Raw genomic sequence first — 12866 nt, forward strand, 5'->3', positions numbered from 1 at the left:
TGAATGGTCATTCATCTATTGGGGCCGAAAAAGAGCCACCGCATGCGGTGGCCCCGGGTGGAGCTGTCAGACGAGGACGGCGAAGGCGTTGTCGACGATGGCGCGCAGTACCGCCCCGTCGGGGTTCGCCTTCCCTACGACCATGAGCCCCTGGCACGTCGCGACCAGCAGCCGGGCGCTGCCGCCCGGGTCCACCGAGGCGCGCACCTCGCCGGCGTCGCGAGCGTTGCGGAGGGCCGTGGCCATGCACTGCTCCAGGCGGGCCAGATGGCCGCGCACGACGGCGGCGGCCTCGTCGTCCTCGGCCGCGTTCTCGATCGCGGTGTTCACCAGCAGGCACCCCTGCCGGCCCTCCGGACTGAGCAGGTCGCTCACCAATCCGTCGAAATAGCCGCGCAGCTCGGCCAGGGAGGCGCCGGGCGCCGCCAGCTCGCCGAGCTTCTGAGGAACGACCAACGCGGAATAGCGCTCCAGCGACTTCAGGAACAGCGTGCGCTTGCCGCCGGGGAACGCGCTGTAGAGACTGCCGGGTTTCACCCCGGTCGCCTTCACGAGGTCCTCGATCGAGGTGGCCCGGTAGCCCTGCCACCAGAAACGCAGCATGGCCTGGTCCAGCACGGCGTCGGGCTCGAACTCGCGGGGTCGGGGCATGGCACAAAAATACATGAGCGACCATTCAAGAACAAGGGCGACGCCTCACCCCCGCACGTGTCGCGGTCTCCGGCCGGGCGGACGGTCTGCGGGCGCCCGGACCACGGACGGGGGCTTGCCGGCCTCGGTCACCAACCCTGCATCAGCCGGCATCGGTTGGAGCTCGGCGGCCTTGCGGACGGAGCGGTCGTGCCGGTGCCCGTCCCGCAGCCCCGGTCGCCACCCCCGCCACCTGGACCTACGCTGGCCGTAGGGGAGGCGGCCATGGGCCGCCCTTTCGAGAGCACCGTGTCGCCGATGGCTCAGTCACCATCGCGCTCGCCGGCCGTTTCGCCCCCTCCCACGACGGTTGACGGTAGTGAACCATGCCGGCACTCTCCGCTGCTTCCGTGCGACCAGGGAGTCGCAATGACAAGACTTTCCCGTACGCGCCGTCGCGCCATCGCCATTGCGGCAACGCTGATGGCCGCAGGAATGATGCTGGGGGCGGGCGGGGCGGCCTCCGCCGCCGTCCCGGCCGGCCTTCCCGCCGAGGTCAGCCCCGCCGACCAGGCGGCCCTCCTGAGCGATACCAACGCGATACGCCAGACGGAAGGCGCCCCGCCCATGGCCTGGGACGCGGCTCTCGCCTCAGGCGCGCAGGCATGGGCCGACAACCCCGCCTCCCACGCCGGTGGGCTCGCGCACGACAAGGGCTTCAACAACGGAGCCGAGAACATGTCGGGCGCCGGACCGTCCCAGGCCGTCTCCCAGTGGGCCGGGGAGAAGGCCGCCTACGACGCGGCCGGCCCGAACTGGAACACCGACGACCCCAGCTACAGGAACTGGGGCCACTACTGGAACATGGTCCAGAAGAACTACTCGAAAATGGGATGCGGTGCCGCAGCCGGCGTGACCGTCTGCCGCTACGCCTGACCGGACCTGTACATGCCGCGAGGGGCGCTCTCCACCTGCCGCAACCGCCGTCCGTCCGGGCCGAGCTCCATCAAGAAGACCTCTCCCTCCTCGAACTCCGGCCTGCCCGTCTCCGTTGTCACCGGCTCCGCGTACGGTCTGCGCATGGTTGACCAGAGATCCCCGTCCCACTCGCTGCACGACTTCGCGACCTGGGAGCCCGTGCTGCGTCTCATGCTGACCGGCGACACGCAGAGGCGTGCCGCCCTGCCCGCCCGTGTGGCGGGACGGATCAGCCAGTACGGCTGGAGCCTCGCCCACCGGGGGGCCATGCCGACGGCGACGCGGATCGCGGTGGAGGGCATACAGAAGGCGCTCGGGCGCGGCGGGGTCCAGGAGAGGGAGATCGCCTTCAGGGCAGAGGTCCAGCCGGACGGAAGCACCGTGCTCGGCCTGGTCTGGCCCGGCCCGGCCGTGGAACCTGCCGTCGGCTACCCGGACCTGGGCGTACTCGTCCTGGTCGAGAGCGCCCTTCCCGAGCCATGGCGCCGGCTGCCCGCTCCGGCACCCGGGGCGCCGGCTGCTTCGGCAGACCTGGAACTGCTGGAGCGGACGCTCCGCGAGCGCCTGCCCGACGCCATCGGCGCGACGGAGGCGGAGATCGCCGCCACCGAAGCCCGCCTGGGAGTCACGCTGACGGACGAGTTCAAGGTGCTCTACCGGGTGACACGGGCGCGTTGGGAGGACTGGGACCACGAGTACCAGGACCAAGCCGACACGGCGGTCGGCTGCGAACTGGCCGCCATGGAGCACCTGTACAGCGTGGACGCCGAGGTCCGGCACCCGGGCTGGGACCTCGGGGCGACGCAGGCACCGTGCACCCCGCCCGATGCCGCGGTGCAGGCTCTGGCCGGCTCACCGGGCTGGATCGGCTTCGGAAGCAACGGTGGCGACGAGTACGCGGTCGACCTGACACCCGGCCCCGGCGGGCACACCGGGCAGATCATCCTCGTCGACCACGAGCAGAGCATCGGCGCCGAACTCGTCGCCGACTCCCTCACCGACTTCATCCTGGGCCGGACGAGGCAGGAAGGCCCTGCCCTCCGCACGGATGAGCCGCCGTCGGCGGCCACGGTCGGGGCGGGAGGCCTGGCAACCGTCCGGGCCGCCGCCCACCCTGACCTGGAAGTCCTGTCCATAGGCATGCCGGACGGCCCGCCGTTCAGCCTCGCCCCGCTCACCGGTCTGCCCCGGCTGCGGACCCTCTCCGCCTCCCCCGGCGCGCTGGCCGACCCCCTGGAGCTCACCGGAGTCACCGGCCTTGAGTTCCTGGAACTCGGTGCGCAGGAATGGCGCGTGCTCCTCGACGCCGGAGCCGTCCCGCGCAGTCTGAAGGCCGCGGCCATCGCGGTGCGGGATCAGGACCATCTCCCCGTCGTGGCCATCGCCAACGACCTCCTCGCCCTGTGGGACCGGCCCCGGATCGTCGAGACGATCCTCAAGGGGGATCTCGGCCCCGCGACATGACCAGCGGGCCACAAGGGTCCGGGTGAGCGACCTGGGCCTGCTCTGCAATGACCGGTCAGGAACGTCCGTCACCGGGATCCGGCTGCGACGGGCCCGTCGCTCGGCCCGTCGCTCGGCCAGACGGGTGGCCATGTACACAGCAGAAACGATCAAGCCTATGCCAGAGGCATACGCCGCGCACTTACCGTGGAACGGTGATTCCGCACTCGCCGGAAAGGCCGGCGGGACAAGAGAGCGGAGCGAGCCATGAGCGCGAACACGGGGCTGCCCAACGGTGTTGTAGTGGTCAGTCCCCCTGAGGGTTCACCCTGTCCGCCGAAGACCCTGGGCCTGTGGCGGCACTACAACTGCGGGGGCGAGGCATACGGAATCGGGGCCGGCCACCCGGTGGACCTCAAGCTCCTGCCCCTTCCCAACGGCGGCAGCATGCACAAGAACGTCTCGTCGTGGGTCAACAACACGGACAGCAACGCGAAGCTGATCAGCAAGAACGGCACGCTCACGCGCATCCTGAGGGCCGGCGACAAGCTCGAAGAGCCGAAGGAGCACAACGACACGGTGGAACGGGTCGAGTGGGAGCTCTGACTCCGGCCGGCTGACGTGTTGGGGTGGGCATCCGCAGCGGCGCCCGCCCCGCATCCGGCTGATCCGATGCGGATGAAACGGCAGGCAGCGCAGGCCCGGCCGAACCTCGACCCACTTCGCACACGTGAGCTCGTACGAGGAGTTCCTGACCGTGTTCGGCCAACCTGATCGCATGCACGAGAACGAGGCGTACGGCGACCTCATGAGCTACGAGACCTACTACTGGGGCGCTCGGAAGCATGTGACGTGGGACGTCTGGGAGAACCGGGTGGGCTTCATCAACCTGGGCGACTTCGAGGGGAACAACGGCCCCTGACAGCACACCTCGGTGCCGGAGGTCAACGGTTGCCGGAGCTCAGTCCCGGTACGCCGCTGTCGCGGTCTCGATGAAGGACCGGATCAACGGGTTGACGTCACCTTTGTTCCACACCGCCACCACTCGGCTCGGCGCCATGTCGATCAGCGGCACCACGGCCAGCTCCGCGTGCAGGTCGTCCCCGAGCGGGGCCAGGCCGACCGTGCCGTTCCACAGCACGGCCTGCAGGCATTCCCGGACGGTGCGTACCACCGGGCCCTCGCGCGACATGCCGCCGTTCCAGTAGGACTGCCAGACGGGGTCGGTCCCCTGCGGGAACTGGAACCAGCGGCGGTCGTTCAGGTCGGCCGGCCGTAGTCGGTCGTGCCGGGCCAGCGGATCGTCGGCGCGCAGGACCACCCCGACCGGATCCGCCCGCAGCTCACGCACCGTCAGGGCGGTCTCGTCGAACGGCGCCCGGGTCAGGGCGACATCGACCAGCCCGGTGCGCAGACCGCAGGTCGGGTCGGTCAGGTCGGTGTCGCGGATGCGGATGTCGATGCCGGGGTGGCGCCGGCGGTAGGCGGCCGCCAGCCTGAGTGCTGCCGGGTCGGTGCCGTCACCCAGGATGCCGACCGTGAGGGACGCGACGCCGGCCGCCGCGCTCACGCGCAGGCGGACGCGGTCGGCATGGTCGAGCAGTGCCCGCGCCTCGTCGAGCAGCACCGTACCGACCGGGGTGAGCCTGACGCCGGCGGCCGATCGCGCGAACAGCAGGGCCCCGACGTCGGCCTCCAACTGCTTGATCGCCCGGCTCAACGGCGGCTGGCTCATGTGCAGTCGGGTGGCCGCCCGGCCGAAGTGGAGTTCCTCGGCGACGGCCACGAAGTAGCGCAGGGTCCGTAGCTCCACGCTGCAACGATACCCACGGGATATCGGCGTTGCGGAACGGGTCTTGGACAGCCGTGGGGCCTTGGCCGTGCACTGGTGGGCATGACCGAAGAAACAAGGACCAGCGAACCGCAGGCCGGCCCCGCCGTATCGGTGGTCGGTCCCGGCGACGGCGAGACCATCCTCCTGGGCCCCACGCGCATGCGCATCCTTGAGGACGGCAGCCGTACCGGGCACCGCCTCGCGATCGCCGAGTCCGTTCTCGCCCCGCACACCCAGGGACCGCCGCAGCACCGTCATGCCGGCCACGACGAGGGCTTCTACGTCCTCTCCGGCACCGTGCGGTTCACCGTCGGGGACGAGGACCACGACGCTTCCACGGGCACGCTCGTGATCGTTCCGCCCGGCACCCCGCACACCTTCTCCAACCCGACCGACCGCCCCGCCGTCATGCTCAGCACGTTCACCCCGGATCTGTACGTGCAGTACTTCCGAGACCTTCAGGAGGTGCTTGCCACCGGCCGGCCGATGACGCCGCAGGCCGGCATCGACGCGATGGGCCGCTACGCGACCGAGCCCGCGACCGACTCCCCCTGAAGCCGACGGGAGGGCCCGGCCGCGCTCCTCCCCCGACCGGCAGGCCGGGGCGCTCCTCCCGTCCCTCGGCGGCAGGGCCGGCCCGTCCGGGCACCGCCGGGCCTTCGCCCGGGGCTCCCCGGACCTTTCCGCCCATCAACGCAATCGACGCAATGAACGCAATGGACGGGCTCCCGGGGAACCGGTGGCCCAGGAACGGGAATCATGAACACCGCCTATTGGATCGTCGCGGGACTGCTCGCCCTCTTCTACCTCTACGCGGGCTCGATGAAGGTGATCCGCAGCCGTGACCGACTCCGACCGATGATGGCCTGGGTCGACCGCGTGCCCCCGGCCGCCGTCAGGACGCTGGGGGCGGTCGAGATACTCGGTGCCTCCGGGCTGGTCCTGCCGCCGCTGACCGGCATCGCTCCCTGGTCGGCGTCGGCCGCGGCCATCGGGTTCGTACTCCTGCAGACGGGTGCGGTCGCCGTCCACCTGACCGGCGAAGACCGCTCGATCACACTCAACGTCGGGCTCATCGCCACGGCGGCCGTGACCATCTGGCTGGCCACCGCGCTGTGAGCGAGCACCGCCTCGACCGGTGGACCCGATCGGGAGCCGGCCCGTTGGACATTCTTCGGGCCGGAATCTGGACGACCTACCTGTAATCGCAAGAGGAACGCCAGCCACCCCGCGACCGGAGGTCGGCCCCGTGCGCGACGGCATGGAGCACCACGATCAGCGACGACGCGCCCGGCCGCTCACGGGGTGAGGTCCAGGATCCGGACGGGTCCTGCTCGGCCGGGGTCCGCGCGTACCCGTACCCGTACCCGCTGCGCGGTCGGGGCCGGTTCGGCCGCATCCGGTCGGAGAGCCACCGCACGTGGCCGGTCAGCGCTGGGCGGGGCCCGTCTGCTCGGCGTTCTCCAGCGTCTCGGCCAGGACCCGCCAGATCTCGGCGGCGAGGTCCATGTTCGAGGCGCGGCGGGCCTCCTCCCCCAGTTCCTTCAGCCGGGCGCGCCCCTCCTGCCGGCGGCCCTCGACGATCAGGAGCAGGCTGTCGAGCGTCTGCAGCCGGATCCGGTCGCGGTAGGTGAGCCGCAGGCTGTCGAAGTCGAGCCGGTCGTGGACGGCGCGGGCGTCCGCGTAGCGGCCCTCCGCGAACGCGAGGTGCGCCTGGAGCACCAGCAGTTCCTGTTGCTGGACCGGCGTGCCGATGATCGAGAGCGCCACCTCGGCCTGCGTCAGGCAGGTGCGCGCCTTCCCGGTGAGGGCGGGCCTGGACTGCAGGTACAGCGAGGCCGCGGCGAGTCTCAGCCGGGCCCACAGAACGGGGTCGACGCGGCTGTCGAGCGCCTGCACGGCCTGCGCCAGGTAGGCGTGGACGGCCTCGTCGTCCCCTTGGCGGGAGCAGACGGTGGCCGCCGACCACAGGGCCTCGGCGCGCAGCGCGTCCGTCCCGCCCGCCACGAGTTCGACCAGTTCCTCGGCGTGTGACCGGGCCTCGGTCAGGCGGCCGGCCTCCGCCTCGGCCGACACCAGCGCCAGCAGGGCGGTCCCGGTGTCGGGGACGGAGAGGCCGGCGTCCCTGGCGACGCGGTACGCGCCCTCGGCGAGTTCGAGTGCGCGGGCCACCTGGCCCACCGAGCGCAGGCACCGGGCGAGCTGGGTGCCGGATCTGCACCGCAGCGCGGGGAGCGCGAGGTCATCGGCCACCTCGGCCAGCTCTTCCAGACACTCCTGTTCCTCGGCGCGCTCGCCCTGGCGGGCCCGGTACCGGGCGATCACCCACAGGGCCTGCCAGCGCAGCAGCGGGTCCTCCTCCGCCCCGGCGGTCGCGAGTACGTCGATGAGTTCCTCGACGGACTCGTCGCTGTCGGAGGAGGCGGCGATGCTCAGCGCCCGTGTCAGCGAGCTCCCGACGGAGACGGTGGCCGTGCCGGGCAGGGCGTCGAAGGCCAGGCGGTCCACGCCGAGCTGTTTGGCAAGGTGGGTGATCACGCGCTCGGTGGGGCGGCGCGCGCCCGACTCCAGGCGGGAGAGGTACCCCGTGGAGATCTCCTCGCCGGCCAGGGAGGCCTGGGAAAGGCCACGTTGCAGCCTCAAGGCCTTGAGGCGCGCGCCGAAGGACGACCCGTCTGTCATATGAGCCCTGCCATCAATTCTCGGAACCACAACCCTGATCGCGCCCCCGACGCTCTGGTGCGCAGCGTAGCCCCCCTCACCGCCCCTTGGCAAAGGTTTGCCTGACCTCTGGCACTGCACCTCCATCGAGGCTTGGCAATTTTTGGCAAGTTGACTTGCCGCAGGGACAGGGGCGATCTAGGTTGACCGGCGAGGCCGAACCGCTTCGAGCGGATGTCGAGCCGCCACCTCCACACTCTTCGATCCCGTGGCGCGGGATCCTCCGTTCGGAGCCGTTCATGCGCAGAAGCATCCCCGTCGCCTGCACCGCAGTGCCGCTCTCCGCAGCAGCCGCGGCCACCCTCACCCGCGGCGGCGGGGCCGGCGTCATCGGCCGGGTCTGACGGCACATGGCCAAGATGCACGCAGACGAAGCGGAGACCGACGAGGGCCTCGTCCGGCGGCTGCTGCGCGGACAGTTTCCCCGGTGGGCCGAGCTGCCGGTACGGCGCCTGGAGTCCGGTGGCACGGTCAACGCGATCTACCGCGTCGGCCCCGGGCTGACCGTCAGGCTGCCGCTCACCGCGGGCGGCGCCGGAGCACTCGAACGGGAAGCCCACTGGCTGCCGCGGCTGGCGCCCCTGGTGCCCGTCCCGGTCCCGGAGGTCGTCGGGCTGGGCCGGGCCGCCGAGGGCTACCCGTGGAGGTGGGCCGTCCATCGGTGGATCGACGGCGAGGTGCTCGTCGAGGGCCGTACGGACGACCCCGGGCGGCTGGCCCGCGACCTCGCGGCGTTCGTCACGGCGCTGCGCGGGGCGGAGCTCGGCGCGGGGCCGCCGGCGCACCGGGGAAGACCCCTGGCCGCCGCCGACGCGGACACCCGTGCCGCGATCGAGGAACTGCGGCGCACGGACGAGCCGTTCGACGCCGGCGCGGCCCTCGCCGCGTGGGAGGAATCACTCGCCGCCCCCGGGTGGACGGGGGAGCCGCGGTGGATCCACTCGGACCTCATGCCGAGCAACCTGCTGGGCGCCGACGGCCGGCTGGCCGCCGTGATCGACTTCGGGACCGCCGGCCTCGGCGACCCCGCCGTCGACCTGATCCCGGCGTGGAACCTGCTGCCGGCCGCCGCGCGGCGGGTCTTCCGCGAGGCCGTGGACACCGACGACGCCACCTGGGCCCGCGGCCGCGGGTGGGCGCTGTCCATGGCCGTCATCCAACTGCCCTACTACCGCGGGACGAACCCGGTCATCTCCGCGAACGCCCGCTATGTGATCCGTCAGGTCCTGGGGGGCTGAGGCCGTGTCAGAGGGAGGGGGGCTCCTTGGGCGGCGGCAGGACTTCGGCGTTGGTCTCGCCGTACATGGCGACGGCGCCGAGGCCCCCTCCACGGAGCATCTGGTTGCCACATCAGGCAAGTTTGATTGCCAAGAATATTGACCGGCGAGGCAACATCCGTCACTCTTCCTGAACAGAGCTGCTCTACCGAGCCGCGTCGTCCTGATGGAGGTGTCCAGTGTGAAGATGCATGCCGACGAAGTGGACATCGACGAGGGGCTCGTGGAACGGCTGGTCGCGGCGCAGTTCCCGCAGTGGGCCGGGCTGCCGGTACGGGCGGTGCGTTCGGCCGGCACGGACCACGCCATGTACCGGCTGGGCGAGGACATGACCGTACGCCTGCCCCGCGTCCCCGATGCCGAGGGGCAGGTCGGCACCGAGCAGCGATGGCTGCCGCACCTCGCACCCCACCTGCCCCTGGACGTGCCCGTGCCGCTCGGGCACGGGGCGCCGGGCGAGGGGTACGCGTTCGCCTGGTCGGTGTACCGGTGGCTCGACGGGGAGAACCTCCACGACCGGCCCCTCGCCGAACGCGGACTCCACGACGCGGCCGCCGCACTGGGCCGCTTCCTCGCGGCGCTCCACCGCGTCGACACCACCGGGGCTCCGCGGTCGTTCCGCGGCGGCCGGGTGGACACCGCCGACGACGAGGTCCGCGCGGCGATCCGGGACCTGGGCGCCGACGGCACGCTCGACGCCGGGGCGGCTGCCTCGGCGTGGGAGGCGGCCGTACGCGCACCACAGTGGCGGGGCGCGCCCGTCTGGCTGCACGGCGACCTGTTGCCGGGAAACCTGCTGGGCCACCGGGGCCGGCTCACGTCGGTCATCGACTTCGGGCTCGTGGGCGTCGGTGACCCCGCCTGCGACATGATGGCGGCCTGGACCCTGCTGACCGCCGACACCCGCGAGGTGTTCCGCGAGGCGGTGGGCGTGGACGACGCGACGTGGGCGCGGGGGCGGGGCTGGGCCCTGCGCTTCGGGCTCACCGCGGAGCACCACTACCGCGGTCTCAACCCCGCCCTGGCGGCCGTCGGCCACCGCGCGGCGGCCGAGGCCGTCGCCGATCACCACCGCCCCTGACGTTCCCCTCCCCCACCGGTCGTCATTGATTTCTTTGACCGAAATCAAAGAGGCGGAGACCGACAATCGGCCGATCCGGGTTGGCGGGGCCGGGCGGGATGCTCCGGGCTCGCTCGCCCATAAAGCAGGAGGGCATCGGGAGCGCAATGGGCGATATACGGAACAGAGGAATGCACGATGCGCAATACGGCCGGCCGTCACGGAATCAGTCGTAGGGGCATGCCTTCAACAAGTAAGTCAAGACTTACCTTTGGAGAACTTTGACCGTATGGTGTGGCTCGAATCGAAGGAGCCCCCTGTTGTCGACGTTAAATGATCCTGCTGTGCGTGCGGTTGAATCGGAGCGGGATTATGTGTCCTCCTTGTACGAGTTGCTCACCGAGCGGATTTCCGAGGCGCGAGTACACCGGGCGAGCGTGCTGAAGGCCCCGGCGGAAAGCGCCGGTGAGGCATACGAGAGAGAAATCGCCGCCGAGCGCCTGGCCAAGGAAATCGGCCGGCTGGAGGGCGCCGAAAAGGGGCTGGTCTTCGGCCGCATCGACCGGACGGACGGCACGGCCCTGCGCATCGGACGGATCGGACTGCATACGGAGGAGGATGACCTGCCTCTGCTCGTGGACTGGCGCGCGAACGCGGCGCGGCCCTTCTACGAGGCGACACCGGTCCACCCGATGGACCTGCGGCGGCGCCGGCACCTGCGCCTCGCGGAACGCACGGTCGTCTCGGTGAGCGACGAACTGCTGGACGGGAGCGCCCCGACCGACGAGGACGTCGTGGGGGACGGCCCGTTGACCGAGGCCCTGTCGGCACGGCGTACGGGCAGGATGCACGCGGCCGTCGCGACGCTGCAGGCCGAGCAGGACGAGGTCGTCCGCTCCGCCCACCGCGGGGTGACCGTGGTCCAGGGCGGGCCCGGCACCGGCAAGACGGTGGTCGCCCTCCACCGGGCGGCCTATGTCCTGTACGCGTTCCCGCGCGCCGCGGAGGAGGGTGTCCTGGTGGTGGGCCCGAACGCCCGGTTCCTCGACTACATCTCCCAGGTCCTTCCCTCACTCGGAGAGAACGACGTCGTTCTGGCGACCTGCCGGGAACTGGCCGGAGTGTCCACGGACACGGTGGACCCGTTCGACACCGCGCGTCTCAAGGGCAGCTCCGACCTCGCCGACGCCTTGGCCGGCCTCCTGCGCGTCCACCAAGCCCCCACCGGGGACTTCACCGTGCGGGTCGGACGGGAACTGGTTCACCTGTCCGACGGGGAAGTCGCCACGGCACGCGACGCCGCCGTGGCAGCCGCACCGGGGCACAACCCCGCGCGCCAGGTGTTCAGGGAGCTCTTGGTCGACGCCGTCACCGACGCGATGCAACGGGACATGGGCGACCTCCTGGAGCAGATCGACGCCGATGCCGAACGGATGACGGGCATGAACCTCGACCGGTTCACGGGAGCCGCCCAGCGCCGTGCCGAAGGCGCGGCCGACCCGGGTCCGGCCCACGAGCTGGACCTGGACGCCATCCGGGCCGATCTCCTCGACGACGCCGGCGTCGACCGGGCGGTCGAGGTGCTGTGGCCGCGGCTGGTACCCGGTGACCTCGTGAAGGCGCTCCTGACGGACGCCGACGCTCTCGCCGAGCTCCTGCCCCGCTGGACCGCGCAGGAGCGGTCCCTTCTCCTGCGCGGTCCGGACGACCCCTGGACCGATGCCGACGTGCCGTTGCTGGACGAGGCGGCGAGCCTGGTCGACGGTCCCCCCGAGCGGACGTACGGGCACGTCGTCGTCGACGAGGCGCAGGAACTGACCGCCATGCAGTGGCGGATGATCGTCCGGCGCTGCCCGGCGAGGGCGATGACGCTGGTGGGTGACTTCGCCCAGGCAGGCCCGGTCACGACGGCACGCGACTGGAAGGAGGCACTGAGCCCCCACGTCGGACCGCGGTTCAAACTGCACGACCTGACCATCAGCTACCGCACGACGCAGGAGATTCTGGAGAGCGTCCGGGACCTGCTCACGCGGATCGCCCCGGACCAGAAACCCACACGGTCGCTGCGAAGCGGCGAGAGCCCCCGCACCGTGACCACGTCTGCGGACGGGCTGGTCACCGCCGTCGTTGAGGAACTCCGCGCCCAGAGCACCGCGCACCCGGGCGAGCTTCTGGGGGTGGTCTGCGCGGACACCAGGGTGAGCGAGCTGATGGACCGGGGCATCGCTCACCACGCGCGCATCGTGCCGGCGTCCGAAGCACGCGGCCTGGAATTCGACGGGGTCGTCGTCATGGACCCCGAGGAGATCATCACGGCCCGCCCCGGTGGGGAAAGGGACCTGTACGTGGCCCTGACCCGGGCCACCAAGCGCCTGCGCACCATCACCGTCCAGCCCGCCTGACGACTCGGCGGCCGGCGGGCGGCCCGTCGGGGGCGGCCCGCCCGGTGCTACGCCGTTCTGGCCCCGGTGGCGGCTATCTTCCCCGCCCGGCTGCCCTGGGAGCGGGGGGTCTTCTCCCCCACCCGGCGCGGTTCGATGGTGCGGGGGTCGACCGCTTCGCCCGGGGCGCCCGCCTGGTAGAGGCCGTCGGGCTGGGCGTCGCGGTCGTGCGGGAGGAGGAAGAAGACACGGCGGAGCTGGAGGCCGCTGTCGGGGTCGGCTTCGGCGTGTTCGTCGAGTTCGGTGTAGCCGACCATGCGGCCGTCGCGGGCGTAGCGGGGCTTGCCGCGGCGGCGGGCGGTCTTGTCGAGGGCCTGGCGCACGTAGTCGAGTTGTTCGGGGTTCTCCAGCCACACCACGGTGTTCTCGTGGAGGAGGTCGCTCTCGTTCAGCAGCGAGCTCATGGCTGCGGCCCCTTTTCGTTGTCGGCGGCCGGGTGCGGGCCTGGGTGGGTCTGGCGGGCGGGGTCCCGGGTGAGGGGA

Annotated in this window: 13 protein-coding genes; 9 read left to right on the plus strand and 4 right to left on the minus strand. The window is 71.4% G+C overall.

Annotated elements, in window-relative coordinates:
- Positions 1 to 66 precede the first annotated feature (66 nt).
- Positions 67 to 651 carry a TetR/AcrR family transcriptional regulator gene (locus ACZ5D2_RS32395; protein ID WP_468934335.1) on the minus strand — a complete coding sequence of 195 codons (585 nt, stop codon included), beginning with the start codon at positions 649 to 651 and terminating at the stop codon, positions 67 to 69.
- A gap of 408 nt (positions 652 to 1059) precedes the next feature.
- Here ACZ5D2_RS32395 and ACZ5D2_RS32400 point away from each other — a divergent pair, with 408 nt between their 5' ends.
- From ACZ5D2_RS32400 to ACZ5D2_RS32415, 4 genes are all read left to right on the plus strand, one after another.
- Positions 1060 to 1566 (plus strand): CAP domain-containing protein, encoded by a 507-nt coding sequence (locus ACZ5D2_RS32400; RefSeq protein WP_331738031.1) that lies wholly within the window; start codon positions 1060 to 1062, stop codon positions 1564 to 1566.
- 144 nt (positions 1567 to 1710) lie between these two features.
- On the plus strand, positions 1711 to 3072 hold the full coding sequence (locus ACZ5D2_RS32405) for an SMI1/KNR4 family protein (RefSeq protein ID WP_468934337.1): 1362 nt from the start codon (positions 1711 to 1713) through the stop codon (positions 3070 to 3072).
- A gap of 246 nt (positions 3073 to 3318) precedes the next feature.
- Positions 3319 to 3657: a peptidase inhibitor family I36 protein gene (locus ACZ5D2_RS32410; RefSeq protein WP_331738035.1), complete on the plus strand. Its 339-nt coding sequence runs from the start codon at positions 3319 to 3321 to the stop codon at positions 3655 to 3657.
- Between the two features lie 172 nt (positions 3658 to 3829).
- On the plus strand, positions 3830 to 3973 hold the full coding sequence (locus tag ACZ5D2_RS32415; protein WP_371681468.1) for a hypothetical protein: 144 nt from the start codon (positions 3830 to 3832) through the stop codon (positions 3971 to 3973).
- A 39-nt stretch (positions 3974 to 4012) separates the two neighbouring features.
- Here the strand turns inward: ACZ5D2_RS32415 and ACZ5D2_RS32420 are convergent, their stop codons facing one another.
- The gene (locus ACZ5D2_RS32420) at positions 4013 to 4864 is read right to left on the minus strand and encodes a LysR family transcriptional regulator (protein ID WP_468934341.1); all 852 of its coding nucleotides are present in this window, start codon (positions 4862 to 4864) and stop codon (positions 4013 to 4015) included.
- An 81-nt stretch (positions 4865 to 4945) separates the two neighbouring features.
- Here ACZ5D2_RS32420 and ACZ5D2_RS32425 point away from each other — a divergent pair, with 81 nt between their 5' ends.
- Both ACZ5D2_RS32425 and ACZ5D2_RS32430 read left to right on the plus strand, forming a co-directional pair.
- Entirely contained in the window at positions 4946 to 5440 is a 495-nt protein-coding gene (locus tag ACZ5D2_RS32425) for a cupin domain-containing protein (RefSeq protein WP_468934344.1), read from the plus strand.
- Positions 5441 to 5644: 204 nt separating this feature from the next.
- A complete protein-coding gene (locus ACZ5D2_RS32430) occupies positions 5645 to 6004 on the plus strand; it encodes a DoxX family protein (RefSeq protein WP_331738041.1) in 360 nt (119 codons plus the stop codon).
- 309 nt (positions 6005 to 6313) lie between these two features.
- Here ACZ5D2_RS32430 and ACZ5D2_RS32435 read toward each other — a convergent pair whose 3' ends face one another.
- Entirely contained in the window at positions 6314 to 7567 is a 1254-nt protein-coding gene (locus ACZ5D2_RS32435) for a helix-turn-helix domain-containing protein (RefSeq protein WP_468934347.1), read from the minus strand.
- A 398-nt stretch (positions 7568 to 7965) separates the two neighbouring features.
- Between ACZ5D2_RS32435 and ACZ5D2_RS32440 the strand changes: the two genes are divergently transcribed.
- The 3 genes from ACZ5D2_RS32440 (at position 7966) to ACZ5D2_RS32450 (ending at position 12345) form a co-directional block, all read left to right on the plus strand.
- Complete coding sequence (locus ACZ5D2_RS32440) at positions 7966 to 8844, plus strand: aminoglycoside phosphotransferase family protein (protein WP_468934350.1); 879 nt, start codon at positions 7966 to 7968, stop codon at positions 8842 to 8844.
- A gap of 226 nt (positions 8845 to 9070) precedes the next feature.
- Positions 9071 to 9964 carry an aminoglycoside phosphotransferase family protein gene (locus ACZ5D2_RS32445; protein ID WP_468934380.1) on the plus strand — a complete coding sequence of 298 codons (894 nt, stop codon included), beginning with the start codon at positions 9071 to 9073 and terminating at the stop codon, positions 9962 to 9964.
- A gap of 353 nt (positions 9965 to 10317) precedes the next feature.
- Positions 10318 to 12345, plus strand: a complete 2028-nt coding sequence (locus ACZ5D2_RS32450; RefSeq protein WP_331738046.1) for a HelD family protein — start codon at positions 10318 to 10320, stop codon at positions 12343 to 12345.
- Between the two features lie 47 nt (positions 12346 to 12392).
- On the opposite strand, the gene ACZ5D2_RS32455 is transcribed toward ACZ5D2_RS32450, so the two are convergent.
- Positions 12393 to 12788 (minus strand): DUF6009 family protein, encoded by a 396-nt coding sequence (locus tag ACZ5D2_RS32455; protein WP_266846447.1) that lies wholly within the window; start codon positions 12786 to 12788, stop codon positions 12393 to 12395.
- Positions 12789 to 12866 lie beyond the last annotated feature (78 nt).

This window comes from Streptomyces sp. NPDC031479 (genome assembly GCF_055581065.1).

Bases quoted from the DNA above. Each gene is read 5' to 3' on its own strand.
- ACZ5D2_RS32455 (WP_266846447.1), bottom strand. From the start codon at position 12,788: ATGAGCTCGCTGCTGAACGAGAGCGACCTCCTCCACGAGAACACCGTG.
- ACZ5D2_RS32410 (WP_331738035.1), top strand. From the start codon at position 3,319: ATGAGCGCGAACACGGGGCTGCCCAACGGTGTTGTAGTGGTCAGTCCC.
- ACZ5D2_RS32400 (WP_331738031.1), top strand. From the start codon at position 1,060: ATGACAAGACTTTCCCGTACGCGCCGTCGCGCCATCGCCATTGCGGCA.
- ACZ5D2_RS32395 (WP_468934335.1), bottom strand. From the start codon at position 651: ATGCCCCGACCCCGCGAGTTCGAGCCCGACGCCGTGCTGGACCAGGCC.
- ACZ5D2_RS32405 (WP_468934337.1), top strand. From the start codon at position 1,711: ATGGTTGACCAGAGATCCCCGTCCCACTCGCTGCACGACTTCGCGACC.
- ACZ5D2_RS32415 (WP_371681468.1), top strand. From the start codon at position 3,830: ATGCACGAGAACGAGGCGTACGGCGACCTCATGAGCTACGAGACCTAC.
- ACZ5D2_RS32435 (WP_468934347.1), bottom strand. From the start codon at position 7,567: ATGACAGACGGGTCGTCCTTCGGCGCGCGCCTCAAGGCCTTGAGGCTG.
- ACZ5D2_RS32430 (WP_331738041.1), top strand. From the start codon at position 5,645: ATGAACACCGCCTATTGGATCGTCGCGGGACTGCTCGCCCTCTTCTAC.
- ACZ5D2_RS32445 (WP_468934380.1), top strand. From the start codon at position 9,071: ATGCATGCCGACGAAGTGGACATCGACGAGGGGCTCGTGGAACGGCTG.
- ACZ5D2_RS32440 (WP_468934350.1), top strand. From the start codon at position 7,966: ATGCACGCAGACGAAGCGGAGACCGACGAGGGCCTCGTCCGGCGGCTG.
- ACZ5D2_RS32425 (WP_468934344.1), top strand. From the start codon at position 4,946: ATGACCGAAGAAACAAGGACCAGCGAACCGCAGGCCGGCCCCGCCGTA.